The sequence below is a fragment of the Oribacterium parvum ACB1 genome, assembly GCF_000238055.2.
Taxonomy (GTDB): Bacteria; Bacillota; Clostridia; order Lachnospirales; family Lachnospiraceae; genus Oribacterium; species Oribacterium parvum.
The window spans coordinates 1,496,987-1,522,809 of sequence record NZ_KE148312.1 but is presented as its reverse complement, the minus strand read 5'-3'; the positions used below and the strand labels follow the sequence as shown (position 1 = coordinate 1,522,809).

The 25,823-nt window shown below is 43.7% G+C and carries 22 protein-coding genes and 1 pseudogene; 4 read left to right on the top strand and 19 right to left on the bottom strand.

From position 1 onward, the window contains the following. Positions 1–113: 113 nt before the first annotated feature. From HMPREF9625_RS06780 to HMPREF9625_RS06760, 5 genes are all read right to left on the bottom strand, one after another. Complete coding sequence (locus HMPREF9625_RS06780; RefSeq protein WP_009533957.1) at positions 114–2,477, bottom strand: endonuclease MutS2; 2,364 nt, start codon at positions 2,475–2,477, stop codon at positions 114–116. A 12-nt stretch (positions 2,478–2,489) separates the two neighbouring features. Further along, positions 2,490–3,443, bottom strand: a complete 954-nt coding sequence (locus tag HMPREF9625_RS06775) for an ROK family glucokinase (RefSeq protein WP_009533956.1) — start codon at positions 3,441–3,443, stop codon at positions 2,490–2,492. 12 nt (positions 3,444–3,455) lie between these two features. Continuing rightward, the gene (locus HMPREF9625_RS06770) at positions 3,456–4,721 is read right to left on the bottom strand and encodes a DUF5711 family protein (protein ID WP_009533955.1); all 1,266 of its coding nucleotides are present in this window, start codon (positions 4,719–4,721) and stop codon (positions 3,456–3,458) included. A 169-nt stretch (positions 4,722–4,890) separates the two neighbouring features. After that, entirely contained in the window at positions 4,891–5,811 is a 921-nt protein-coding gene (locus tag HMPREF9625_RS06765) for a nucleotidyltransferase family protein (RefSeq protein WP_009533954.1), read from the bottom strand. A gap of 27 nt (positions 5,812–5,838) precedes the next feature. Beyond that, positions 5,839–7,461 (bottom strand): C40 family peptidase, encoded by a 1,623-nt coding sequence (locus HMPREF9625_RS06760; RefSeq protein ID WP_009533953.1) that lies wholly within the window; start codon positions 7,459–7,461, stop codon positions 5,839–5,841. 228 nt (positions 7,462–7,689) lie between these two features. On the opposite strand from HMPREF9625_RS06760, the gene trmB reads away from it, so the two are divergent. Both trmB and HMPREF9625_RS06750 read left to right on the top strand, forming a co-directional pair. Beyond that, positions 7,690–8,355 (top strand): tRNA (guanosine(46)-N7)-methyltransferase TrmB, encoded by a 666-nt coding sequence (gene trmB / locus HMPREF9625_RS06755; RefSeq protein ID WP_009533952.1) that lies wholly within the window; start codon positions 7,690–7,692, stop codon positions 8,353–8,355. A gap of 32 nt (positions 8,356–8,387) precedes the next feature. Next, positions 8,388–9,143: a hypothetical protein gene (locus tag HMPREF9625_RS06750; protein ID WP_009533951.1), complete on the top strand. Its 756-nt coding sequence runs from the start codon at positions 8,388–8,390 to the stop codon at positions 9,141–9,143. A gap of 51 nt (positions 9,144–9,194) precedes the next feature. On the opposite strand, the gene HMPREF9625_RS06745 is transcribed toward HMPREF9625_RS06750, so the two are convergent. Further along, entirely contained in the window at positions 9,195–9,803 is a 609-nt protein-coding gene (locus HMPREF9625_RS06745; RefSeq protein ID WP_009533950.1) for a TIGR01440 family protein, read from the bottom strand. Positions 9,804–9,861: 58 nt separating this feature from the next. Further along, positions 9,862–10,161 carry a hypothetical protein gene (locus HMPREF9625_RS06740; RefSeq protein WP_009533949.1) on the bottom strand — a complete coding sequence of 100 codons (300 nt, stop codon included), beginning with the start codon at positions 10,159–10,161 and terminating at the stop codon, positions 9,862–9,864. 402 nt (positions 10,162–10,563) lie between these two features. On the opposite strand from HMPREF9625_RS06740, the gene HMPREF9625_RS06735 reads away from it, so the two are divergent. Continuing rightward, positions 10,564–12,783, top strand: a complete 2,220-nt coding sequence (locus HMPREF9625_RS06735; protein ID WP_009533948.1) for a methyl-accepting chemotaxis protein — start codon at positions 10,564–10,566, stop codon at positions 12,781–12,783. A gap of 268 nt (positions 12,784–13,051) precedes the next feature. Here HMPREF9625_RS06735 and lgt read toward each other — a convergent pair whose 3' ends face one another. The 7 genes and pseudogenes from lgt to HMPREF9625_RS06705 form a co-directional block, all read right to left on the bottom strand. Next, entirely contained in the window at positions 13,052–13,927 is an 876-nt protein-coding gene (gene lgt, locus HMPREF9625_RS06730; protein WP_009533947.1) for a prolipoprotein diacylglyceryl transferase, read from the bottom strand. Between the two features lie 85 nt (positions 13,928–14,012). After that, positions 14,013–16,004 (bottom strand): NAD-dependent DNA ligase LigA, encoded by a 1,992-nt coding sequence (gene ligA, locus HMPREF9625_RS06725; protein ID WP_009533946.1) that lies wholly within the window; start codon positions 16,002–16,004, stop codon positions 14,013–14,015. A 126-nt stretch (positions 16,005–16,130) separates the two neighbouring features. Further along, a complete protein-coding gene (locus tag HMPREF9625_RS06720) occupies positions 16,131–16,853 on the bottom strand; it encodes a pseudouridine synthase (protein ID WP_009533945.1) in 723 nt (240 codons plus the stop codon). A gap of 275 nt (positions 16,854–17,128) precedes the next feature. Continuing rightward, the gene (locus tag HMPREF9625_RS06715) at positions 17,129–17,413 is read right to left on the bottom strand and encodes a helix-turn-helix domain-containing protein (RefSeq protein WP_009533944.1); all 285 of its coding nucleotides are present in this window, start codon (positions 17,411–17,413) and stop codon (positions 17,129–17,131) included. Continuing rightward, positions 17,413–17,502 (bottom strand): annotated as a pseudogene (locus tag HMPREF9625_RS11675) (type II toxin-antitoxin system RelE/ParE family toxin); the annotation flags it as partial. The gene HMPREF9625_RS06715 and the pseudogene HMPREF9625_RS11675, both read right to left, overlap by 1 nt. A 158-nt stretch (positions 17,503–17,660) precedes the next feature. After that, positions 17,661–18,686, bottom strand: coding sequence for a tRNA preQ1(34) S-adenosylmethionine ribosyltransferase-isomerase QueA (queA, locus tag HMPREF9625_RS06710; protein ID WP_009533942.1), 1,026 nt, complete (start codon positions 18,684–18,686; stop codon positions 17,661–17,663). A 57-nt stretch (positions 18,687–18,743) separates the two neighbouring features. After that, a complete protein-coding gene (locus HMPREF9625_RS06705; RefSeq protein ID WP_009533941.1) occupies positions 18,744–19,751 on the bottom strand; it encodes a hypothetical protein in 1,008 nt (335 codons plus the stop codon). 402 nt (positions 19,752–20,153) lie between these two features. Between HMPREF9625_RS06705 and ahpC the strand changes: the two genes are divergently transcribed. Then, entirely contained in the window at positions 20,154–20,717 is a 564-nt protein-coding gene (gene ahpC, locus HMPREF9625_RS06700; protein ID WP_007157979.1) for an alkyl hydroperoxide reductase subunit C, read from the top strand. A gap of 127 nt (positions 20,718–20,844) precedes the next feature. On the opposite strand, the gene HMPREF9625_RS06695 is transcribed toward ahpC, so the two are convergent. The 5 genes from HMPREF9625_RS06695 to fusA form a co-directional block, all read right to left on the bottom strand. Further along, positions 20,845–21,333, bottom strand: coding sequence for a prolyl-tRNA synthetase associated domain-containing protein (locus tag HMPREF9625_RS06695; protein ID WP_009533940.1), 489 nt, complete (start codon positions 21,331–21,333; stop codon positions 20,845–20,847). Between the two features lie 304 nt (positions 21,334–21,637). Then, complete coding sequence (locus HMPREF9625_RS06690; RefSeq protein ID WP_009533939.1) at positions 21,638–21,949, bottom strand: DUF5963 family protein; 312 nt, start codon at positions 21,947–21,949, stop codon at positions 21,638–21,640. Beyond that, a complete protein-coding gene (locus HMPREF9625_RS11725) occupies positions 21,939–22,286 on the bottom strand; it encodes an ABC transporter permease (protein ID WP_408634644.1) in 348 nt (115 codons plus the stop codon). The genes HMPREF9625_RS06690 and HMPREF9625_RS11725 overlap by 11 nt, the downstream gene beginning before the upstream one ends. Positions 22,287–22,356: 70 nt before the next feature. Beyond that, positions 22,357–23,550 (bottom strand): elongation factor Tu, encoded by a 1,194-nt coding sequence (tuf, locus tag HMPREF9625_RS06680; RefSeq protein WP_009533938.1) that lies wholly within the window; start codon positions 23,548–23,550, stop codon positions 22,357–22,359. Positions 23,551–23,705: 155 nt separating this feature from the next. After that, entirely contained in the window at positions 23,706–25,823 is a 2,118-nt protein-coding gene (gene fusA, locus HMPREF9625_RS06675; protein ID WP_009533937.1) for an elongation factor G, read from the bottom strand.

The following is a 25,823-nucleotide window of genomic DNA, read 5'->3' as shown; positions in this document are numbered from 1 at the left end:
GAGACTTTCTTCCGTCGTGTTCTTCTTTTTTGTCCTTCTGTTTGACCTTTTGTTTGTCCTGCTTTTAGAAACAACACGGATGAAATACTGCCGGTTGAACGATAGCTACTATCTTACTTCTTAAAATATACAATCGTCACTCCATCGGAACCTTCTCCGTATTCTCCCAAACGGAAGGACTCGATGTGCTTATTCTTTTTGGCACATTCATGCACCATTTTCCGAAGCGCTCCGGTTCCCCTACCATGTACAATTCGTACCTGCGGGAGTTTCGCCAAAAATGCATCATCCAAATATTTGTTCAGCTCCGGCAGGGCATCGGCAGTCATTTTCCCGATAAGATTGATTTCCGGAGAAATCCCCATAGCCTTCGCTCTTCCAAGTCCCGCGGTCTTCCCTTGATTTCGAGTAGGAGCTTCCTTTTCCTTATGCTGAATAAATTCCACCTCTTTTGCAGATACCTTCGTGCGGAGAATTCCTGCGCTGACTGTAAACATCCCGCTCTTATCGGGAAGCTCCGTAACAGTTCCCACTACGCCGTGCATATTGAGGAGTCTTACCTTATCTCCCAAGGCGAGATTCTTCAGGGAAATAGTCTGAGAAGGCCCCTTTACCGTCTGCGCTCCTAAGGCAGATTGATTCTCTTCCAGTTTCTTTCTAAGCTTGGTTCTAAGCTGCTCCGCCTCTAAAGAGCCGAAACCGCCATTTTCCTTCTTCTTTATTTCTTTAATGATTTCATCTGCGGTTTCCTTTGCCTCGGCAAGAATCCTTGCCGCCTCTTCTCGCGCTCGATTTAAAATCTTATCCTTGCCTTTTTCGATTCCCTTGGTGGATTCTCTGGCTCTCGCTTTCAGCCTTTCCACCTCTTCCTTATACTGCTCAATCTCGAGCTTTTCCCGTTCCGCAAGTCGCCTTGTATCCTCCAAGTCGGCAATCAGGTCCTCGAAGTGCAGATCCTCCTCTCCGATTCTGCCTCTCGCATCCTCTATAATCGCATCACTGAGTCCCAGCTTCTTTGCAATCGCAAAGGCATTGGACTTTCCCGGCACACCGATAAGCAGACGGTAGGTCGGGCGAAGACTTTCTACATCGAATTCGCAGGCAGCATTTTCCACTCCTTCCTCAGAAAGAGCGTAGAGTTTGATTTCCGCATAATGGGTAGTCGCAACAGTTGTGACTCTTCTTTGGAAGAGGTCATGCAAAATCCCCAGTGCCAAAGCGGCTCCCTCCGTCGGATCCGTTCCTGCACCAAGCTCATCAAAAAGACAAAGACTGTCCGCATCCGCCTCTGCCAGTATTTTCACGGTATTGGTCATGTGGGAAGAAAACGTGGAAAGGCTCTGCTCTATACTTTGCTCGTCTCCGATATCCGCAAAGATTTCCCTAAACACGGTAATGGAGGAGCCCTGAAAAGCAGGAATCAAAAGGCCTGCCTGCCCCATTAACTGTAAGAGTCCCAGCGTTTTTAGACAGACCGTTTTTCCGCCTGTATTCGGGCCGGTAATCACAAGAAGACGAAATCCCTCTCCGATATGAATGGAAATCGGAACCACTTTATCTCTTGGAATCAATGGATGTCTTGCATCAAGGAGACTCACCTTTTTCTCTTCCAAAACAGTCGGGCGGATTCCTTCCATTTTCTTTCCGAGCTTCGCCTTGGCAAATACAAAATCAAGATGTGCAATGCACTCCACATTTTCTTGTAAAGCAGAGATTTCCGGCTGCAAAAGAAGGGATAAGGCAAGAAGAATCTTCTCCACCTCCCTCTTCTCCAAAGAAAGCAGCTCTGTCAGGCTGTTCTCCAGCTGGACTATGCTTAAAGGTTCCATAAAGAGGGTAGCCCCGGTACTGCTTTCATCATGGACAATTCCGTGAAAGGCATTCTTATACTCCGCCTTAACCGGAAAAACATGACGGCCGTTTCGCAAGGTAATGACGCCTTCCTGCAGCATGGACCGCTTATCATTTAAAGTTCGGTTCAGCTCATCGCTGATTTTTCCTTCGATTCCCTTCTCCTTACGGCGAATCTCCGAAAGTTCCTTACTGGCGTCATCACTAAGCCGTTCCTCCGACTCGATGGCGCGCTGAAACTCTCTCCTTACTTCTTCCAAGGGAGAGAGAGCCCGAAAATAGACGGAAAGCGAATCTTCCGTCTCTCCCGCAAAATCCCTGGCCTTTTCCGCAAATTCCAAAATCTTTTCCACATGTAAAAGCTCTGCAATGGAGAGGGCTGCGCCAAGCCGGATTCTTGGAAAATAAAGGCGAATATCCGTCATTCCCCTAAAAGAAAGAGGCCCCTTTAAGCGAATCCGATTCTCCGCATCCTCCGTTTCCAAAAGACTTTTCCTTACCTCTTCCGGCTCGGAAGAAGGAAGGAGCGCTTCCGCAATCTCCTTTCCGAGAGAAGAGTCGGCCTCCTCCTTCAGCATGGCAATAATCTTCGTATATTCAATTGTTTTCAGAACCTTTTGATTCATCTTCCCGACTTTCTAATCCTTTTCCAGCATGAGTCTTGCACAGCCATAGATTCCGGCATCATTTCCCAGTGTTGCCAGAACAAGCTCCGCCTTTTTCTCTAAAATCGGAGTGTACTCTTCATAGTGCTTCCGAATAAGATCAAGAAGGAAACTTCCCGCTCTGGATACACCGCCGCCGATAACAAAGATTTCCGGATCGGCCACCATGGAAACTTGCGCCAAGACGATGCCTAAAGAACGCATACTTAAGTCAAGGCTTAAATAAGCAAGCTGATCGCCTTCCTTCGCCGCATCACAAACAATTTTAGCGGTTAGCGCCTTTCCGTAGATACGAAGAGAAGACGGCTCCTTAAACATTCTTAAAAAGCGCTCCGCTTCTTTTACGATTCCTGTTGCGGAAGCCACCTGTTCAAGGCACCCCATACCGCCACAGGCACAACGCTCTCCCTCTACTTCTCTAACATGGATATGCCCGATTTCCGCTCCGGCACCATGAGCACCGGCCACAATTTTCCCGTTTAAAATAAGACCGCCGCCTACTCCCGTTCCGAGTGTTACCATCATCATATTTTGAAAGCCTCTGCCGCCTCCCTGCCACATCTCTCCAAGGGCTGCCACATTGGCATCATTTCCTACAGCACAGGGAATTCTGCCCCCCATAAGCTCCCGCATAATTCGTGCAGGGTAAATGTCTTTCCAGCCAAGATTGACCGCTACTCTTACATGTCCATCCGGCTCAACAGGGCCCGGCACACCGATTCCGATTCCCGCAATATCTTCATAGGAAATCGTCTTCTCATCGAGGTGCTTTTTCAGTTCCTCTGCCACATCAGGCAGAATATACTTTCCATTTTCCGCCTTTCTGGTCATAACCTCCCACTTATCGAGGAGCACTCCGTTATAAGTGAAAATACCGCATTTTACACTGGTACCGCCAACATCAATTCCTACACAATATTGATTCATCTTGTTCTCCCTCTATTGCAAAACTACCCTTTCCACCTTATTGGGAAAGCAGAGCATAAGCTCAGTGCCGTTCATTTTAAAATCCGTCATGGAGCGAAGGTAGAGAAGCCCCTCCTTCGTTTCTCCATTATAGCGTAGACGACCGCTAAAGTCATAGACCTTATAGTTTTTCTCCTGATATAGCAGAATTTTATCCCCGCTTAATTCCATCTTAGTGCCCAAAAAGTTTAACGCTTTATCAAAGAGCTTTTCTCCATTCTTCCTGAAAAGCAGAAGACGATAGTTCTCTTCCTCCTTCTCCTTCGTATTGTCCGTGAGTAAGGCGAGGTATTGACTGTTATAGCTCATCATCCGGATCGTTCCTGGGATTTCGATATTCTTCTTTTCCTCGGGACTGGTCTTTACTCTCGTCGAGAAAAAACTGAGCCCCCCGTTATAAGCCGCAAAACTTTCGTCATTGTTGAAGAAGTGAACTCTCCCTACCATTTTCCCGGAAAAATGATCGGTAAAACCGCCGACCACTCGATTCGCTCCCGCATTTTTCCCAAGGGCGGAAAAATTATAAAAAACCACACGACTCTTTAAAACAGTCTTGTCCAAGTAGGAAAATGCCACCAAAAGCTCTTCTCCGTCCTTTGATGTAGAAAAATCTACGGGGAAACCGTCTCCGCCAAGAACCGATTTGATACTGATATCCAGATTCTTTCCCTCTTTGGAAAATACGGTAATATAGCTGCTTTCTCCGTCAGCAAGAAGGGCATAAACCACTCCTTTTTCCGAAATGGATAGCTTCAAAATGGGAAGAGAACTTTCGCCCTGCCCCTTCAAGCCTTCCGTGGAAAGAATGAAGAGCTTTGAGCCGTTTTCCTCCCCTATCACCATATAGTCCCCATTGATGGAAACAAGCGGTGCAGCCATTTCGTAGGCCTGATTCCAAAGCACCTTTCCGGAAGAGGAAAGATAAGAGGCGCCATCCTTCGATACCTTTACTATCCCCTCTGAAAAACTGTAATACTCTCCGGAGGATTCTCCTTTTTCCGAAAAATCCACAGACCACTTACTCGTTAAACGGCTATATCTTCTCCTGTTATAAAAAAAGAAAAGAAGTCCTAAAGTTAAGAGTAAAAGAAATAACAGGGGAAGCAAAAAGTGACGGGGAAGGGCAATCCTCTCCCCTGCCTTTTCCGGCTGCTCCTCCCTCTCCTTTTTTTCCAGTTCTCCCGGAATCACTCTTTCTTTCAGCTTTCTTTTTCGAGATTCTCTTTCTTGATCCGACACCTAAGTAACCTCACTATCTCTAAGCATTTTCAAGTCTGTTCCACAGACCTTGCAAGCAACTATGGTTTGTATCTATTCTTTGAATACGCAAAATACTCGTTCAGAATAAAAAATAGAGGGAAATGAATTTCCCTCTATTTTAAAACAGAATGCTATATTTTACTATCCCTTAATCATAGAGTTTCTCAGGGTAAAGCCCTGCAGCAATACATTCTCTCAAGGCCTCTTCCGCAAGTGCCTTATCTTCATGATAGGTTACGCCAAACCACTTGTCATGATCCGGAAGCACCCTTACTCTTCCTCTTCCTTCTCTCATTAAATTGTTAATTTCTCTCGGAAGAAGATACTCCGACTTCATTTCTTTCCCGTATTGGTCAAGCCATGCCGGGAAGTTCTCCGTAACAATATCCAGAAACTCTTCCGGAAGACCGAACATATTCATAGAAGCAATGGCATCTTCTGCCAAGACAATCGTATCTTTCCCCTGATTTAAGCCTCTAAGAATCCCGTCCTCTTCTCTCTTAATCTCGAAGATTTCTTCAATAGACTCAAGGTAGCCTTCCTTGGAAACCTTACAAATTCCACGATTAACGGAACCGTGCTTAGAGAGCGTATTGATCAAATGATAACCTGCCATGCACATTTCAAGCATCTTACTCTCTGCCCTATCCTCTGTTAAAAAACCGTGAATTAATTGATATCCTTCTTTTCCGTAGAAATCATCGGCATTGATTACCGCAAAAGGACAGTCCACATATTTTCTTGCCTGCATAAGAGCATGAGCCGTTCCCCACGGCTTTGTCCTTCCGTCCGGAAGAGTATAGCCGCTTGGTAAAGCGTTAAGCTCTTGGAAAGCATACTCCACATCGGCAATCTTTTCGATTCTCTTTCCGATGATATCACGAAACTCCGCTTCGATATCCTTTCGAATTACAAAAACCAGCTTATCAAATCCTGCCGCCAAAGCATCGTGCACGGAATAGTCCATGATAATCTCCCCTGAGGGACCTATCTTAGCCAGCTGCTTAATCCCTGCGCCGTAGCGTGATCCGATTCCTGCCGCCATAACAATTAATGCTGTCTTTTTCATCTTTTCACTCTCCTCCAAAAAGCCCTTTTAGCTAAAAATTCTCCACGCAGTAATAAAGTTTCTGGACCACCAACCGGAAAAGCTTCTATGTACCACTCTACCGTTAGAAGAAGAAGCATCGATAACGGTTCCGCCGCCGGCATAGATTCCCACATGACCGCTTACAACCACAATGTCACCGGCCTGCAATTCAGAGGCACCGACCTTTTTAAATCTACCCGGATTTCTCCAACCGGAAGAGGTCATATAAGAGGTTCCTACACCTGCCTGATTCAGACACCAGTACACGAATCCCGAGCAGTCAAAAGCATTCGGTCCCTTCGATCCCCATACATAAGGAGACCCTATCTTAGATGAGGCAATGGAAATCAGTGCTGAAGCCGAGCCCGAAACGGTAGCTCCGCCTGATCCGGAAGGAATATTGGCCTGTGCGGGTGCATTCCCTCCTCCACCTGCATTTGCCGCTCCGGCATTTCCGTTATTTCTATGTCTGTTTGTACTCTGTTTCGGCTTGGACTTAGCGGAACCGGACTGAAGAACCTGCAAGGTCTTTGCTCCGGCCATACCGTCAGCAGTAAGTCCGTTCGTTCTCTGGAAGGAAAGCACGGCCTCCTTTGTAAGTTCTCCAAAATAGCCGGAAGCTTTGTCACCGGACAAATAGCCGTATTTCACCAAAAGTTTCTGCATGTTCTGTACATCTCCGCTCTGCTCTCCAAGACGCATACCGAAGGGCTTCGCAGAATCGGAATCCAGGATTACTCTCGTGTCCGGTCCGAGATAGCCGTCTACAACCTGGTCATTTCTGGACTGGAAAGCACGAAGTGCGTTCTGCGTGCTTAAACCGAAATTCCCGTCGGCATCACCGGAAAGATATCCGAGAGCAATAAGCCTTGTCTGATACTTCTTTACAATCTCGCTTTGCTCCCCGAGCGCAATGATATTGGCCTTTACCTCATCGGAATACAACAAGTCGTTCGTAGCAGTTCCCACTGTACCGTCTATTGTCAGATGATTTACCTCCTGGAGCTTTTTTACCGCCGTTTCGGTCGTTGCATCAAAGTTTCCGTTAATCTGCCCGCTTTCAGTAAGATAACCGAGGTTATATAAACGATACTGAATTTTTGTAATATCATCTCCTTGAAAGCCCAACTTTGCCGCATAATGCGGTGCATTTTCCGACATAAGGGCATCCCAGGTGCTTACTCCCGTGATACCGTCCATAGGCATCCCGCTCTGTCTTTGGAAATACTGTACCGCCTTGGAAGTCGCATCCCCATAATAGGTCGTCGGTTCATCGTCCTCCATGTAGCCAAGTTGCATGAGACGCTGCTGTAAGTCCTTCACAACGGAATTGATGACACCTACAGTAAGATTAACCGGTGCAAGCTCTTCCGCCTGCCCGTCAATGGTAACGCCTTCAATGGAAGGAAGAACATTGGCATTGAGTCCCAGTGCTGCAATCGCAACGGATTCTTCCCCGTTGTCTTCCGTAGTCAGGACAATATCCGAGCCGGAAACGGCAGCCGCCTCCTGCTCCGCTCCCAACTTTTTTTCACAGGCAGATAAGCCCAGGATAGAGGAAAGAAGCACAAGAGAAATTCCTCTTTTTATCAGTCTGTTTTTATTCATGATCAGTCTATTTTTATTCATCTAATTCTCCGGTAATGCATAAGACAAAAACAACTTGCCCTTTTTAATATATTTCTAGTTAAAATAGCTGTTCTATGATAACATAAGAGCGTTTCTCATCCTATAAAGAAAATCTTAAAATTAAAGAGGCTTATGCAGATTGCTTCTAAATAGGCAAAAGTGAAACAGGAATTATTTTTCCATGTTTCATTAATTAATTTTATTTTTGTTTTTTAACAAAGGAGAATTATGCGTCTACGACATATTACCGGTTCGGAGGAATTCGTATCCGATTCTATCTATGTAATACAAAATAAAGAGGAGTTAAAAGGAGAGTATTCCGAAAAGCTCTTTTCCAATAAGAATCCGCTTTGCCTCGAAATCGGCATGGGAAAGGGCAAGTTCATCTACGAAATGGCAAAGCAAAATCCTGATATTAACTTCATCGGCATTGAACGCTATGACAGCGTGCTTTTTAAGGCCATTAAACGGCGTGAAAAGGAGGAGGAATCCGGATTGGTCCTAAAGAATCTCTACTACATGAGTATGGACGCAAGGCTTCTTACAGAAGTTTTTTCTGCAGAAGAAATCGATGCCATTTACCTGAACTTTTCCGACCCCTGGCCAAAGAAAAGGCAGGCAAACCGCAGACTCACAAGCCCTGTCTTCCTAAAGCTCTATGAGAAGGTTCTTTCTACGGACGGTCATATCGAGTTTAAAACGGATAATCGGGATTTGTTTGATTATTCCTTGGAGAGCTTTCAGGAAAATAACTGGGATATTCTTGCAAAAAGCTTTGACCTCCACCATGATGAACTGCTTTCCAAAGGAAATATCCTGACGGAATATGAAGAAAAATTCTCTGCAAAGGGTAATCCGATTTGTAAGTGTATTGCAAGGAAAAAGAAAATATAGGAAAAAAAGAGAGGGAATAAAGAGGAAAACAGATGAAAAGCAATATAAGGGAAAGGAATGACAGTGCAGAACAGTGGAAGGGCGGCATTTCCTTTCACAGCATTTATTATCGCTACTTTAGCTTTATCTTCGCCCTTCTCATTCTCTTTTTTTATGTCGTCGGAAGAAGGCAGGGCTTAGAAACTCTGGATGTTGATCTCTCCTTAGTTCAACTTCAATTAAGCCCGAGAGAGTTTGCCCTCTACGGAAACGGCATCTTGCTCCTCTTCTCTATCCCTTTTTATTTTTATAAAAAACTGAAGATCGGAAGGGAAGGGATTTACCTTCCCGGCATAAAACTGTTTGTGCCTTGGGAAGAAATCATTGCAGTAAGCCATGTTTGGATTTCCGAGGCATGCCTCACTAAAAAAGGAGGCAGCTTTCTTTACAACCGAAAATCCGTTGTCTTCTACCGAAAAGAAAAGAAGCCGATCTGCGTTTATAACATCTCGCTTCTTTCTCTCTTTGCCGTAAAATTATATCGGCCGTCCATGCCCACGAATCTTTCCTTTGCCGTCCCGGCTACCCTAATGAATATTGGCTTAAATGCAAGCCTTCTTTTGGAAGGCTACCTCTTTAATTTCCAAGGCCTCAGATCGGAAGTTTTTATAATATGGATACTGTGCTACTTTTTTAAAGCATTCCTTCTTCCAATATTTATGCTTCAAAGAGAAAACCGCATCCATGGAAGTCAGCTCCGGCATGACAGCTTCCTCCATATGAACCGTTCGGATGTGATTCATATCTAGGTTTATGAACTGTTTGCATTTACGTAGATATGGAAATAAGGGGCAATCATCCTAGAGTAAACTTTCATCATACACCGCTCTGCTTCCCCCTACAAACTTCGGTCGTACTCTCGCCGCAGTAATGTGGGCGGAGCCGAGCGTTTTTTTGCTTAAGCGAAGCGGCACCGCAACTTCTTTTAAATGCATACCGATGAAGGTATCTCCAATATCGATTCCCCCGTCAGCACGGACTTTTTCCAAGGCAACAGGCTCTCGGAAGCTTTCATACGCTACTGTAGAAAAGGATCCTCCCGCCTTCTCTTTCGGGATGACATTGACCCTATAAGGCATAAGACCGTGTGCCAAAGCAGCCTCTCGTTCCGTTATAATGGCACGATTTAAGTGCTCACAGCACTGGGTACAGAGATAGAGTTCCGCCTCCTTCGCAGCACGGGAAATTCCCCGAAAAAGAGCTTCTGCCGTGGGATAGCTGGAAGCCGTTCCGATTTTTTCTCCCAAAACCTCCGAAGTGGAGCAGCCCACAACAAAGAGCTGCCCCTTCTTCAGCTTCGCCTTTTCTATAAATTCCTTACAAAGCAAATAGCTTTCTTCCTCTAAAGAGGCTAAGTCCAAGTGCTCTGCCAAACTGTTCTCTATGTGTAAGCTCTGCTTCTCTTCCAAACGTTTTTCCTCCTTATCTTAACTTTCTTATCCTTGCTTTATTATCCTCTACATGATTTTATCCGTTTTCCAGCTGCTTTTCCAGCTCCGCACAAACAGCCAGATAATCCGCATGACCAAGAAGGAGCATTTTATCTCCTAATATCTTGAATGCCTCTTCCAAACGTTCCGCATCCTCTCTTTTTACCTTACAAAACACAATGCGGTAGAGAGAATCCGCCCTTTCCATTTCCCGGATAAACTTGACTTCGATGTTCTTCTCCAAAAAGATTTCATCTGCAAAATAGTTGTTCAAGTCAATATAGGCATAGCTGAAGTGTTTTCCAAAACTTTCCTCCATTTTCCAGAAATTTTTCATGCTACCCCTCCTTTATTTTACAAGCTAAAAACAGGAAAAAAACAAGTCCATAAGCTTTTTATTTAACCTTCGCAAAGTCTTTTTCAGCTTATCGACTTTTCTCCACCTACTCTCCAGGCCGCTTTTGGTAAAATAGTCCAAAATCACATCCATTATTCCATTTTTTTAAGATGATTTCGATAGAAGGAGTATAACACAGTTTCAATATATTTATCCATGAGAGAAATTATTAATATTTTTTCAGAATAAAAACAGAGAGAATTTCATATTATAAACAAGGAAAATGTGCCGACTAATGATGTAGGTATGTTCTCTTATGATTTGATATTCATCTCAAATCTGAAAAATATATTCGAGGAAGAAGGGTTATCCGTTTTTTCAATCACAAGGAAGGATTTCTGTATGAAAGCGAAGGATGCGAAGCAATTATCAAAGAAATTAAAAACACAAAGTCTAAGTACTCGTATATCCATTATTCTCGGTATTCTGTCTTTTTTTATCATGCTCGGGCTAAGCTACTTTATAGTAGACTTGGGAAGCCAATCCACGAAAAAAAATCTGGATAGAAATATGGATGATTTACTGGATTTAACCGGAGAGAAAACCAGTGATATTTTAAAACAAGTGACTACCCTCACGGGGAGTATGAAGCAATCCATCAACTTCGTCTGGTCACAAGAAGATGCTGTAGGAGGCGTCCCCGCCAACCCTTGGACTGTTCATTTTAATCGTGATGGTCAAATGGTTGAACAGCATATTACACAAATGTCAGGAACCACCTTCCGCTCCCGTATTCTGGACCGAGCCGTTCCCGCAAGCCGCTATAATATGGAAGTGGTTATGATGGATTCCATGTATGCAACCATTACAAACAACCCGTATATAACCGGAGCAGGATATTTCTTTGAAGACAGAAAAGTCATTGAAGGAGAGAGAAACTACGGTCCGTATCTAACTGCTCAAGGTGCCGAAACGCGAAACATCGTCAACTATCCCTATGATTATTATAAGGACAAAGATTATTATCTTAAAGCCAAGGAGACACTACAACCCACTATTACGGATACCTATACCCTGGATGACGATGGTAAAAAAACCGTCATTTCCGTTTGTGATCCCATCATAGCGGATAATGACTTCAAAGGTGTCGTAACTATTGAACTTGACCTTGAAGCTTTTAATGTTTTAAATCATGAGGACGTTCGTTTCCCCACTCTCTTCACTTCAGTCATCAATAACGAAGGCAAATTCATGTATGCATCCGATGAAGCTTTGAAGGGGAAGACTCTCACCGATGCATTTAGAGAAGAAGATTTGAAAACCATAAAAGAGAAGATGAAGGACGGAAAATCTTTCCATGTCGTGATAAAAAACAATGCCGGTGTAAGGAGAAGAGTTTATCTCGCCCCTAATCAATTCGGAAATACAACTTGGTGGAGTCTTATGAGTATCGCTAGACAGGACTACCAAAAGGTAACGGATCGTTTGGTTTTCTTAGCGTGGACCATCGGCCTTTCCGGAGACTTCCTTCTCATTCTCTGTACCTATTTGCTCATTAAAAAGATGCTGGCTCCACTAAAGATGATGACACGCGTAAGTGACAAGGTGGTAAATGGAGATCTTGATGTGGTTATCCACTACAAGAAACAGGACGAGGTCGGTCATCTTGCATTGGCTCTAAAAAATGTAACCACCCAGATTAAAGAAATCATCGGGGACTTAAGCAATAAACTAAATTCCATCGCTCAAGGCGATTTTCGTGTAGATCTGTCCGACGAAAGACTCTATGCAGGGGATTACAGGCCTCTGATTCTTAGCTTACGGGAAATTACCAAGGACTTATCGCACACCATGAAAGAAATTAAGAATTCCGCGGAAGAAGTCAATTCCGAAGCGGAACAGGTTTCCGGCGGTGCACAGATTCTTTCACAGGGGGCTTCGGAACAAGCCTCTTCTATCGAAGAACTCGGCGCTACTATGAATGATATTTCCGAACAGATTAAAGGAACGGCAGAACAATCCGTAGCAGCCAACCAGCTCACAATCGATGCCGGAAAGGCTGTCGAACAGAGTAATAAGAAAATGGAAGAAATGTCTCTTGCCATGCAGGAAATCACCGATAAGTCCAACGAAATCAGTAAAATCATTAAGACCATCGATGACATTGCCTTCCAGACCAATATTCTCTCCTTAAATGCCGCTATTGAGGCAGCCCGTGCCGGGGAAGCCGGAAAGGGCTTCGCGGTTGTAGCGGATGAGGTAGGAAATTTAGCACAAAAATCCGCAAAGGCAGCGCAAAACACCGGTAATTTAATAGAGGAGACAATAGACGCCGTAGAAAGAGGTGCCAAAATCAGTCAGGAAACGGTTGATTCCATGGCATTGGTAAAAGCGAAGGCAAAAAGCATTTCCGAAATAATCGAAAAAATTACTAGGGCTTCCGAAGAAGAAGCAGAGGGAATCCACCAGTTAACCATCGGTGCGGAGCAGATTTCCGCTGTGGTGCAAAACAACTCCGCTACTGCACAGGAATCCGCCGCTGCATCAAAAGAGCTGTCCGAACAGGCTAATATTATGAATGAGTTGGTAGCCAAGTTTCAGGTAATAGAAAACGAGGACTAAGAAGATATTGAGCCACCGCTCGCCACCATAGATATTTAAGGGGCTGTGAAAAATCAAAATAATAAAGAATTTTCGGCAATACAGGTCTGAATGCCGGGGTAGTCTGAGCCCGTCGGTACTTGCGAAAAACAAGAGAAACGCAGTTTTTCGCTTAGTATCCGCTACGTGGCGAAGCTAGCGAGAGCGTGCCCCAAGTTCAGACCTGTATTGCTTTGAAAAATCTTTTGATTTTTCACACCCCTTTTTTTCTTCTATCGACGATTTTTTATTACTTCTTTTCCTCGCTCTTCTCTCTTTTCAAGAAAAGATACTGCAAGACAATACTCACAATAACAAGGACAAGAGAAAGTGCCTGTGAAACCGCTATTCCCGTACCGAAAAGCATCAAAGAATCTGCACGGAGCCCTTCGATAAAGAAACGTCCCAGTCCATAAAGCCCAAGGTACAGGAGAAATATCTGTCCCTTAAACTTCTTTCTTTTGGAAAACCAAAGGAGAAAAAAGAATACGCAGAGGTTCCATACACTCTCATACAGAAAGGTGGGATGCACCTGCACATAGCTGATTCCGTCTATAATTTGCAGATGAGCCGCCACATTGTCATTGATCATCGAAGGATTCACAATGGATTCCTTTATGCGCATGGCGAAGAGAGAATTCGTATAGCCTCCGAAGGCCTCCGCATTAAAGAAGTTTCCCCAGCGTCCCATAGCCTGTCCGAGAATAAGCCCAAGTACACCGGCATCCGCCATGGGAAAGAAATCCAGCCTCTTTTTCTTACAAAAAACGATACAGGTCGCAATTGCAGTAAGAACCCCTCCGTAAATCGCAAGTCCCCCCTGCCGGATATTTGGAATCTCCATAAGATGCTGAGAATAATAGTCCCATTCAAAGATGACATAATAAATTCTTGCCCCAATCACCCCTAAAATGATAACAAATAGCGCAAAGTCCTGAATATCATCCGCCTTATAGCCGCATCTCACATACTCTTTACTCGCAACAAGCATCCCAAGCAGCATGCCGCAACCGATAATGATGCCGTAAAAGGCAATCGTAAAGCCGAAGGGGCTGATATGATTTACGAGATGCTTGATTCCGATCTGCAGGTGCGGAAAATAGATATCGTAGTCTTGAAAGTTCATTCGTTCTCCTTAGTTTCTTCTAGATATATCGCCATCAAGCTTCCTATCCTTATTTGAATATATGCCTTGCATAGCTTTATCTCCTCTACTCGCCTCGTAGAAGCCTTAAGAAATCTTCCTCCGAAAGAATCGGAATTCCCAGCTCCTGAGCCTTCTTATTCTTACTGCTGGTAGAATTCTTGTCATTGTTGATAAGATAAGAAGTATTCTTCGAAATGGAAGAAGCGGTACTTGCCCCCGCCTTTCGAATCTCCTCCTCCAGCTCCTTTCGATTTTGAAAATGGTTTAAAGAGCCCGTAATTACAAAGACCTTGCCGGAAAGGAAGGCATTTTCCGCTCTCTCCTCCTTATGGAGGTGCAGTATGGATAAGAGTTTCCGGAAAAGCCTGCAATTTTCTTCTTCTTTAAAATAACGGACAATGCTTTCGCCGAGTATCGGTCCTATTCCTTTAATGGACACAACCTCGCTGAGCTCCGCCCGGGAAAGCTCCTCCGCATTCTCATGAAAGGCTTCTGAAAGGACTCTCGCATTACTTGCTCCGATTCCCCCGATTCCTAAGCCGTAAAGAAGTCTCGCAAGGCTCGTTTCCCTTGCTTTCTCCGCATTTTCAATAAGCTTATCATAGGACTTCTGTCCGAAGCCCTCCATAGCGATAATCTCCTCCTTATGCTCTTTTAAGGAAAATAAATCCGGAAGTTCCTGAATAAATCCCTTTCCGATAAATTTCTCCAAAGTCATTTCGGAAAGCCCCTCAATATTCAAAGCGTCCCGGCTCACAAAAAGAGCAAACTGCTTAATTCGCTTTGCCGGACAATGGGGATTTTCACAGTAAAGCATCTTCGCTTCCTTATCCTGTACAATCTTCGTTTCCTCGTGACAGGCAGGACAATGCTCCGGAATCGGGAGCTGCCCCGACTTCGTGAGATTCTCCCCAATCTGCGGGATAATCATATTGGCCTTATAAACCGTAATTTCATCTCCGATTCCGAGCTTCAAGTCTTCCAGGTAGCTGATATTGTGAAGACTCGCTCTGCTCACTACGGTTCCCTCCAGCTCGACCGGGTCAAATATCGCCACGGGATTGATAAGACCGGTTCTGCTCGGAGACCATTCCACCTCGCGAAGAATGGTCTTTTCTTCCTCATCCTCCCATTTAAAAGCAAGGGCATTTCGAGGGAACTTGGCCGTAGTCCCGAGACTCTTTCCATAGCTTATATCGTCCATAAGAAGTACCAGACCGTCGGAGGGAAAATCATTTTTCTTGACCTGTTCGGAAAAGTCCGAAACAGCCCCGGGAAGCTCCTCTTTATTTACCGCCCTGCGTCCCACGACCTGAAAGCCCTGTTGCTCTAAAAATTCGAATTCCGCTTCATGGCTGTTATGAAAGTCGGGAAGTCCTCCACTCTCACGGGAGGCCCCGTCCTCTCCCTCCTCTACCGATACAAGCGTAAAGGGGAAAAAATAGACTCTTCTTTCCCAAGTGATTTTCGGATCCAGTTGCCGAACGGAACCGGAACATAGATTCCTCGGATTCTTGTATTTCGCCCCCTCCTCCGGAATTTCTTCATTGATCTTTGCGAAATCGGAATAGCGAATCAGCGCTTCTCCGCGTAGAACCAGTCTTCCTTTAAAGGGAATCCGTAAAGGAAGATTCCGAAAACGCTTTGCATTTTCCGTAACAATTTCTCCGATTCTGCCGTTTCCGCGGGTAACCGCTTTGACAAACTCTCCCTTCTCATACGTCATCACTACTGTAAGACCGTCGAGTTTCCAGGAGAGAATCCCCTTCTGCTCCCCGAGAAAGCTTTGTAAAGTCTCCACGGACTTTGTTTTATCAAGAGAAAGCATCGGGCTCGCATGCTCCTCCTTCGGAAGGGCTGTAGCCACGCTGTATCCGACATTTTGTGTGGGACTGGCTGACAGGACAATCCCTGTCTCTTCCTCAAGACGCACCAGTTCATCATAGGCTTTGTCATATTCCAGGTTGGAAATAATTTCTTGCCCCGCCTCATAATAGGCTTTCCCAGCCTGATTTAAAAGCTCTACAAGCTCCTCTATCCGTTTTCTCTTATCCATAGTTTCTCTTTCTGTTTTTAAAGTTATAGGATGAATACCTTACTCTTACTTACTCTTCCTTACTCTTCCTTATCCTTTTTCACATGTCCTTTTCATCATTCTTTCTTTATAAAAGCAGGGTGGCATTTACTTAAGCCCCAGCTCTTCTTTCCGAATCTCCCGATATTCTCCGGGCTTTAACCCGTCCACAGTCAGATTCATGATTCGAACTCTCTTAAGACGCTTCACTGTATAGCCGAGCGTTGCACACATTCTCCGAATCTGCCTGTTTAGTCCTTCCGTTAAGATAATGTGAAACTGTCTCTTTCTTTGTGTGACCGGAATATTCTCCTCCTGAAAAACAATGCAGGGCTTCGTTGTTCTCTCTAGTTCCTTAAGATAGACACCCTCGCTCATTTCCCGTAAAAAATGCTTTGTGATATCCTCTTCCACCGTCACGATATATTCCTTCTCTTTCTCGCTCCGGGACTTGTTGATCTGATTGACGAGTTCACCCTGATTGGTAAGAAGAAGGAGGCCTTCAGAGTCCTTATCGAGACGCCCAATCGGATAAATACGCTCGGGATACTGTATATCCTCAATGACATTTTTCCCTCTATCCTTCTCTCCTGTCGTGCAAATCACTCCGCGCGGCTTGTAATAGGCAAGAAGAACCTCTTTCGGCTTTTCCCGCTTCTCTCCTTCTCCGGAAATGTGCTTCCCGTCCAGTTCTATCTCTTCCTCACCGCTGATTTCCTGACCAAGGCTCGCGAGCTTTCCGTTTATTTTTATTTTCCCCTCCGCAATCAAGCGGTCAGCCTCTCTTCTAGAGCAAATGCCCATTGCCGAGAGCCATTTATTGATTCGCATAGTATTCTCCGATTATATCTGTATATTCTCTATATGTTTTCTGTATGTTATCTGTATGCTCTCTGTATCTTCTCTTATAACGCTCCTAATGATAGCATAGAGGAAAGGCAGTTTTCAATCGTGCGTAGAGGGAAGACTCATTTCAATCATCCATGTCGAAAAGGGGAGAAAAAGAAATGAAAAAATTTTAAGAAATGAACTGAATCCGGCGTCTTATTCCTTTGCTCCAAAAAGCAAAAAGAGAGGGGCCCCCTCTCGATTCTATCCACTACATTTTATTTGTTCGGAACTATGGCAAGTGTCTTTCCTAACGGCACAAGCAACTTAATCAAAGTATTTACTTGCGGAAGAGTTTTTCCACTTTCAATTCTTGCTATCATGGGTTGCTTCACTCCACTTAGCTCTTCCAGTCTCTTTTGACTGATGCCTTTTTCGTTTCTGGCTTTGATAAGTTCCCCAATCAGAGCGACTCTTAAATCGCTCTCGGCAATTTCTTCCACTGTATACAACTCTTTTTGCACATCTCTCCATGTAAAATCAGAAACAGCACTATTTTTCATTATAAACCTCTTTTCTTTAAATCTTCTATCTCTCTAAGAGCTTGCTCAATTTCTCTCCTAGGTGTCCTCTGCGTTTTCTTCTGAAAATGATGTAGACTCTAGCACCTCGTAAACACCTTTTCGATTCTTATAAAAATATATTTCGTACATGAAAAATTCTCCTTTGTTATTACTATATAGCAATAAAGAAAAAGAATCAATAACTTATTGGTTATTGATTCTTTTTCTTTGAAACACGAATTTTGTGTCAAATCAGAAACATGGCATCGCCGAAACTAAAAAATCTGTATCTTTTCCTTACCGCCTCTTCGTAAGCATGCAAGACATTTTCCCGATTGGAAAAGGCGGACACCAACATAATGAGTGTCGACTCCGGCAAATGAAAGTTCGTAATAAGCCCGTCCATGACTTTAAAACGATAGCCCGGATAGATAAAAATATCCGTCCATGCACTTCCGGGATGGAGAACGCCGTTCTCATCGGCATTCGATTCAATTGTCCTGCAGGAGGTTGTTCCCGTGCAGATAATTCTTCCACCGGCTTTCTTCGTGCTGTTGATTAAGTCTGCGGTTTCTTTATCGATGATATAGAGTTCCGAGTGCATGTGGTGTTTTTCCACGTCTTCCACCTTCACCGGGCGAAAGGTCCCGAGTCCCACATGGAGCGTTACATAGGCAATTTTTACGCCCTTCTCCTGCACCTTCTCAAGAAGCTCCTTCGTCCAATGGAGTCCTGCAGTCGGTGCCGCCGCAGAGCCTTCTTCCTTTGCATAGACGGTATTGTATCTTGTCTTATCGCTAAGTTGTTTTGTGATATAAGGAGGAAGCGGCATTTCTCCAAGCTTATCCAAGATTTCCTCAAATATGCCTTCAAAATGAAACTCTATAATCCGGTTGCCGTCTTCCTTACACTCGATCACTGTTCCCGAAAGTAAATTTTCTGCAAAAATAATTTCTGCACCGACACGGAGCTTCTTTCCCGGTCGAACTATACATTCCCAGCTTTTATCCGTGAGCCTTGTGAGAAGCAGAACTTCCACATGCGCCCCTGTTCCCGCCTTTACACCATGTAAACGCGCAGGGATAACTTTCGTATTGTTTAAAACCAGACAATCGCCCTCTCTAAGATAGGAAAGGACATCTTCAAAGTGCTTATGCTCTATCTCTCCGCTTTTCCTGTCCATCACAAGAAGCCGGGAAGCCGAACGTTTTAACAAGGGATCCTGTGCAATCAGCTCCTCCGGTAAATCATAATAAAAATCCTTGGTATTCATCTTATCTCTTTCCGCTCCCTGCAATATTTTTTCAGGGAGGCATAAAACTCTGAACAGTTATGCTCCTTCGTTTGTCTCCGACGGAGCCGTTTCCCCTGCCTGCCCGCCGGATGCTTCAGTAGCAGGGCTCTCCGTACTCTCCCCGGTACTTCCTCCATCGGTTGTTTCCGGAACACTTGCACTTGTCTCTTCCGTCGGACCGTTATCATCCATCTCAATGAGAGATACCTCGGAATCAATGGAAGCCTGATCTTCCGTATATATTCTTCCGGTTTGAAATGCATCATAAAGTACGGCAAGGCGAGAGTCGGAAGAAAGTGCCTCTAAAAGCTGAGAATCTACAGCTTGGATTAAATCTTTTACCTCATCATGAGTCTGAATATATTCATGGACAAATTTTGTCTGCTCCGGGGTTTTATTTTCCACCAGTTCAAAAGCATTCGCCTCATTTACCCGCATATAGCAGTACATAATTGCGGGAGCTGGAGTTTTTGCTCTACGAAAACGCACCTTGTATTGCAGGAAAACCAGTTTCTCATTCTCCCCTATACCGGGAACAGCGTAAGTCTTGATGTCCTCATAAGACTCAATATAACCGGACTGTGTTTTTAGCTGACTCTGCAATTTGTTTCTTTGTTCTGTACTTTGGTTTGTAACACCACTTAAACGATACAGGGTATCTACATCGGCAGAAAGCTTAGCCTGAAAATACTCCTGGAAAAACTTCTCCAGAACGTCGTCGTTGTATTCCTTTAAAACAGGCTCTGTTGCCTCCTCGGGAATATTGGACGCTGAGCTGAGTTCCGAGGCGGAAACCGGAACTTTTCGTTTATCCGGGAAAGTTCCGCCCATACCCAGAGCTTCCAAAAACTTAATGATTAAAATCAGTACCACAATAAGGATAGGAATCAGCATAATCTTTCTATCCTCATTGACTTCTCTTTTTTTTCTTTTATTTCTCAAAATGCGTTGGCTTTGGTTTCTCTTCTTCAATATAATTTTCTGTTCGGATTTTTTGGAAAGAAGATTTGCCACATCATCTAAATTATCTACGTTTTTTCCCATAAAACTATCCTTTACTGTTTTATTTAACCGATATATCTTACCTTATTTTTTCTAAAAAATATAGATGTATGACCATAGCTTAAAAAAGATGTTATTACTTCTTTATTCTCTGTATGACAGTTCCCTAAAGGTATGGCATACTTCGTAAGCAATATTCATTAAAAAACAAGGCCAAGGAATATTTTCCTTCGCCTTGTTCAAAATTTATTTATTTAATAATATCAAATTATGATTTCTCGACTTTATATTTAAAAAATAAAAGAGCAACAGCAAAAATAAAAAGTCGGCTGTATTTTTGCATTGACAATGATAGAATGCTCCTATAGAATAATGATAATAATTATTATTTTAAAAACTTCTGTTACTCCATAGTAGTAACAGCTTATAGAAAAAGGAGGTAGTATGTCATTATTAAACAAGGAAGTGGAGGATTTTTCCGTTAACGCTTACCACAAGGACAGCTTTTGCACTGTGGAGAAGAAGGACATTTTAGGAAAGTGGTCTGTATTCTTTTTCTATCCCGCGGATTTTAGCTTTGTTTGTCCTACAGAGCTGGAAGATTTGCAGAACAAGTATGCGGAGTTTCAGAAGATTGGTTGCGAAATCTATTCCGTATCTACCGATACCCATTTCGTGCATAAGGCTTGGCACGATGCATCTTCCAAGATTGGAAAATTAAGCTTTCCGATGCTCTCCGATCCCAGCCATAGCCTTTCCAAGGCCTTTGAAGTATTTCCGGAGAATGGAAGCCTTGCAGAAAGAGGAAGTTTCATTGTGAATCCGGAAGGAAAGATTGTAACCTATGAAGTAAGTGCCGGCAATATCGGAAGAAATGCGGATGAGCTTCTTCGTAAGGTTCAGGCCTGCCAGTTTGTAGCAGAGCATGGCAATGAAGTTTGCCCTGCAAGATGGACACCGGGAGAAAAGACCTTAAAGCCCGGAATTGACTTAGTTGGAAAGATTTAATAAAGAATTGAATCAAGAGATTTTCCCATTCGCAATTCTGTGTTAGAATTCTGCGAATGGGATTTTTTATTCTTAAAATGAATTCTTACTTCCAGATTTTAAATCAGCAATAAATGGTCCTAAAAACCTATAGCAATACTGTTTTTGCAGGATGTCCGATATGCTCCAAAAACGGATATAAATCCACTGTCTTGATAAAGACGGTTTTCTCGTTTGTATTCGGATGAAAACTCATTCTTTCTTCATCCGCAATGTCTTTATCAATATACACTTCCACATCCCCGTCCTTGTCATTCAAAAGACCGAATGGAGATACTCCGCCGGGCTGCAAACCTAATTTCTCATAGAGCATCTCCTCAGAAGCCATCTTAAGCTGCCGATCATCTACAAGTTCTTTAAAGGCACTCATATCCAGACGTTTATTCTCGTCCATAATCAGCAGGTAGAACCTTGTTTTCTTCTTATTCATCAGAAACAAAGTCTTGGTTCTCACTCCGGGAATTCCTTCTATAGCCCTATCTGCATCTTCCATAGTAAAAGCCGCTTCATGTTCTACAAGCTGAACCTCGATATTCTGTTCCTGTAATGTTTCCATAACTTCCTTAAATCCATTCATACTATCCTCCTCCCTGCGTAGTTCCCAATCTCTGCACAAATGAAAGCTAAAGAGTAATTCCGGCTTCCGCAAAAACATTTAATAATGACAATTCACCATATTTAAGATAGTTTTTGTTTATATCATATTCATACATCACAAAAAATTAAAATTGTCAAAATCGAAATTTCCATATTGTAAGAACTTTGATGTGTCGAAGTGCTCATTGATTGGATACAATGAATGTATATTTAACTGATATCTATAGATCCTCTATTTTACTCCGCTAACATTATTGGCATAAATATAAAACAGTCCATCAGGCTTATTTTTCAGTAATTTCCGGTTTATTCTTGTTTTTTATAAAAATAGTTGTTTCAACCGCTATTACCGTGATGATTGAGCAGATTATGTTGACAAGAAACATGTTCTGGTTAAATGCTGTTCCCTGTCCTTTCCCACTTTGCATAACTATCTCATATATTGGTAGGCCAAAGATATTCACGGTGTATTCATTAAAATTATCCTTATAGAAAGTCGAGTAGCCGAAAAAGATTAAAATGCAACACAAAATTACCGAGAATACCATTCCTGCAACTAATTCTAAGATGATACGTAGCCCTTGCTTATTTTTCATTGTTTTTCCCTCCACTGTAAATAAATCTTTTATTTTCTCTAATAATACAGATGCCCAAAACTATAGTGCTTATTACCAAGTACACTGCAGATATTAGTAAAAAATCCTTGTCCAATAATCTCTCCATATTCCAAATGTCAAAGAAGTCATTCATTGCATACTTTATTGGCAAATATGAAGATATATTTCGGAATAACTGTGGCATTTGATCAATAGATATGAACACGCCACAGAACATATATAATACAAACATTACGACTAGTCCTAGAGTCATTAAAATCTGCGGATTTTTAAATACATAGGCAAATATGCCACCAATAATCATAGCTATAACAATAACTATGAAATATTATATAAAAAAAAAAGCTGCTTGCAAAGCAAGCAGCTTTTTAAAAGTCTATATAGGATTACTCAAGAATCTTAACAACTCTTCCGGAACCTACTGTTCTACCACCCTCACGGATAGCGAAACGAAGACCCTCTTCCATAGCGATTGGGTGGATAAGATCAACTTCCATCTCTGTATTATCTCCAGGCATAACCATCTCTACCCCGTTCGGAAGCATGCAGACACCGGTTACGTCAGTTGTTCTGAAATAGAACTGAGGACGATAGTTTGTGAAGAAAGGAGTGTGACGTCCACCTTCATCCTTGGTTAACACGTAAACCTGAGCAGTAAACTTCTTGTGGCACTTTACAGACCCCGGCTTACAGATAACCTGTCCTCTTTCGATCTGATCACGGTTGATACCACGAAGAAGAAGACCAACGTTGTCACCTGCCATAGCCTCATCAAGCTGCTTACGGAACATCTCGATTCCTGTAATAACAGACTTCTGAGTCTCTTCATTGATACCAACGATTTCAACTTCGTCAGATACATGAAGAACACCACGCTCTACTCTACCGGTTGCAACAGTTCCACGACCTGTAATAGTGAAGATATCCTCAACAGGCATAAGGAACGGCTTATCAGTCTCACGAGCAGGCTCAGGAATATAGCTGTCTACTGCATCCATAAGTTCCATGATCTTATCGCCCCACTCGGACTTCGGATCCTCAAGAGCCTTTAATGCGGAACCCTTGATTACAGGGATGTCATCTCCCGGGAACTCATACTCGGAAAGAAGCTCTCTAACTTCCATCTCAACGAGCTCAAGAAGCTCAGGATCGTCAACCATATCACACTTGTTCAGGAATACAACGATAGCAGGAACACCTACCTGACGAGCAAGAAGGATATGCTCTCTTGTCTGTGCCATAACACCATCGGTAGCAGCTACTACAAGGATAGCTCCATCCATCTGTGCAGCACCGGTGATCATGTTCTTAACATAGTCAGCGTGGCCCGGGCAGTCAACGTGAGCATAGTGTCTCTTTTCAGTCTCATACTCAACGTGAGCGGTGTTGATGGTAATTCCTCTTTCTCTCTCTTCCGGAGCCTTATCGATATTAGCAAAATCAGTTGCTGTGTTACCAGCTACACGATCAGCAAGAACCTTGGTAATAGCAGCTGTAAGAGTTGTCTTACCGTGGTCAACGTGTCCGATAGTTCCGATGTTACAGTGTGGTTTGGTTCGCTCAAAATGCGCTTTTGCCATTTCAATACCCTCCTAATAAATGTAATACAACAAAAATCATGCCAAGCACCAACGCATGCATAGCATGCGAATTGCAGTACATCCCAAGTTCCTGAAAACGAACCCAGTACCCATGATTTTATCATCAGTTTATGCATTAAGCAAGCGGTTTTGCTTTATTTCTTCGCCTCGGATAATACCTTCTCCTGAATGTTCTTCGGGCACTTCTCGTATCTTTCGAAGAACATGGAATAGTTCGCTCTACCCTGTGTCTTGGAACGAAGGTCGGTTGCATATCCGAACATCTCTGCAAGAGGTACGAAAGCATTAATCTGCTTTCCGGACGGGATATCCTCCATGCTCTCAATCTTACCTCTACGGGAGTTAACGTCTCCGATAACATTTCCCATATACTCTTCCGGAGTAGTAATCTCTACCTTCATAATCGGCTCAAGAAGAATCGGATCTGCTTTCTGCATTGCGTTCTTAAAAGCAATAGAGCCCGCGAATTCGAAAGCACGCTCATTGGAGTCAACCTCATGGTAAGATCCGTCGTAAACATTTGCGCTTACGCCGAGTACCGGATAACCGGCAAGAACACCGGAGTTTGCAGCATCACGGATACCCTTCTCGATGGCAGGAATATATTCCTTCGGGATGGAACCGCCCACAACAGTGGACTGGAACTTGAATGTCTCTTCTGCATTCGCATCCATCGGCTCGAACTTCACCTTACAGTGTCCGTACATACCGGAACCGCCGGACTGGTGGATATACTTACCTTCCACATCGACAGGCTTAGTAAAGGTCTCTTTGTAAGCAACCTCAGGTGCACCTACATTTGCCTCAACCTTAAACTCACGCAGAAGACGGTCAACAATGATTTCCAAGTGTAACTCACCCATTCCGGAAATAATGGTCTGTCCGGTCTCTTCATTTGTTCTTACACGGAAGGTGGGATCCTCTTCAGCAAGCTTTGCCAAAGCATCACTCATCTTACCCTGAGAAACCTTGGTCTTCGGCTCGATAGCAACGGAGATAACAGGCTCCGGGAACTCCATGGATTCCAGAATAATCGGATGCTGCTCATCACAGATGGTGTCTCCTGTGGAAGTAAGCTTAAAACCTACTGCTGCGGCAATATCGCCGGAGAACACTTCATCCAGTTCCTGACGCTTGTTTGCGTGCATCTGGAGAAGACGACCAACTCTTTCCTTCTTGTTCTTTGTTGAATTCAGAACATAAGAACCGGTCTTTAATGTTCCGGAATACACACGGAAATAAGCAAGCTTTCCTACGAAGGGGTCCGTCATAATCTTAAATGCGAGTGCCGCGAACGGTGCAGAATCGGAAGACGGTCTGCTATCCGGCTCTCCGTCCATATCGGTACCCTGGATATCAGGAATATCGGTCGGAGCCGGTAAGAAGTCAATAACCGCATCCAGAAGCTTCTGAACACCTTTGTTACGATATGCAGTACCGCAAAGGCAGGGAATCGCGTTTCCTTCGATGGTTCCCTTACGAAGCGCCTTCTTCAGTTCTTCCTCAGTCGGTGTCTCTCCTTCGAGATACTTCTCCATAAGGTCGTCATCGAGTTCAGAGATGCCTTCTACGAGCTTTTCTCTATATTCTTCTGCAAGATCCTTGTACTCATCCGGCACATCGGTAATCTCAATCACTTCGCCCTTATCATCCTTATAGAAATAAGCTCTCATCTCGAAGAGATCGATTACTCCTACAAAGGAATCTTCTCTTCCCATCGGAACCTGGGTGATGATACAGTTCTTACCCAAACGGTCCACGATAGTCTGTACGGAGTGGAAGAAATCCGCTCCCACTACATCCATCTTATTGATAAAAGCGATACGCGGTACATGATAGGTGTCCGCCTGACGCCATACGTTCTCAGACTGTGGCTCAACTCCGCTCTTCGCATCGAAGACACCTACTGCGCCGTCCAGTACACGGAGAGAACGCTCCACTTCCACTGTGAAGTCTACGTGTCCCGGGGTATCAATGATGTTGATTCTATACTCCGGCGCACCCGGAATCTTCTTATGTTCTTTCTCCGGTGTCCAGTGGCAGGTCGTTGCGGCAGAGGTAATCGTGATACCTCTTTCCTGCTCCTGTGCCATCCAGTCCATGGTAGCACTACCTTCGTGTGTCTCACCGATCTTATGATTTACACCGGTGTAAAAGAGGATACGCTCTGTAAGAGTAGTCTTTCCAGCGTCGATATGCGCCATAATACCAATATTTCTTGTATGCTCAAGGGAATACTGTCTTTCAGCCAA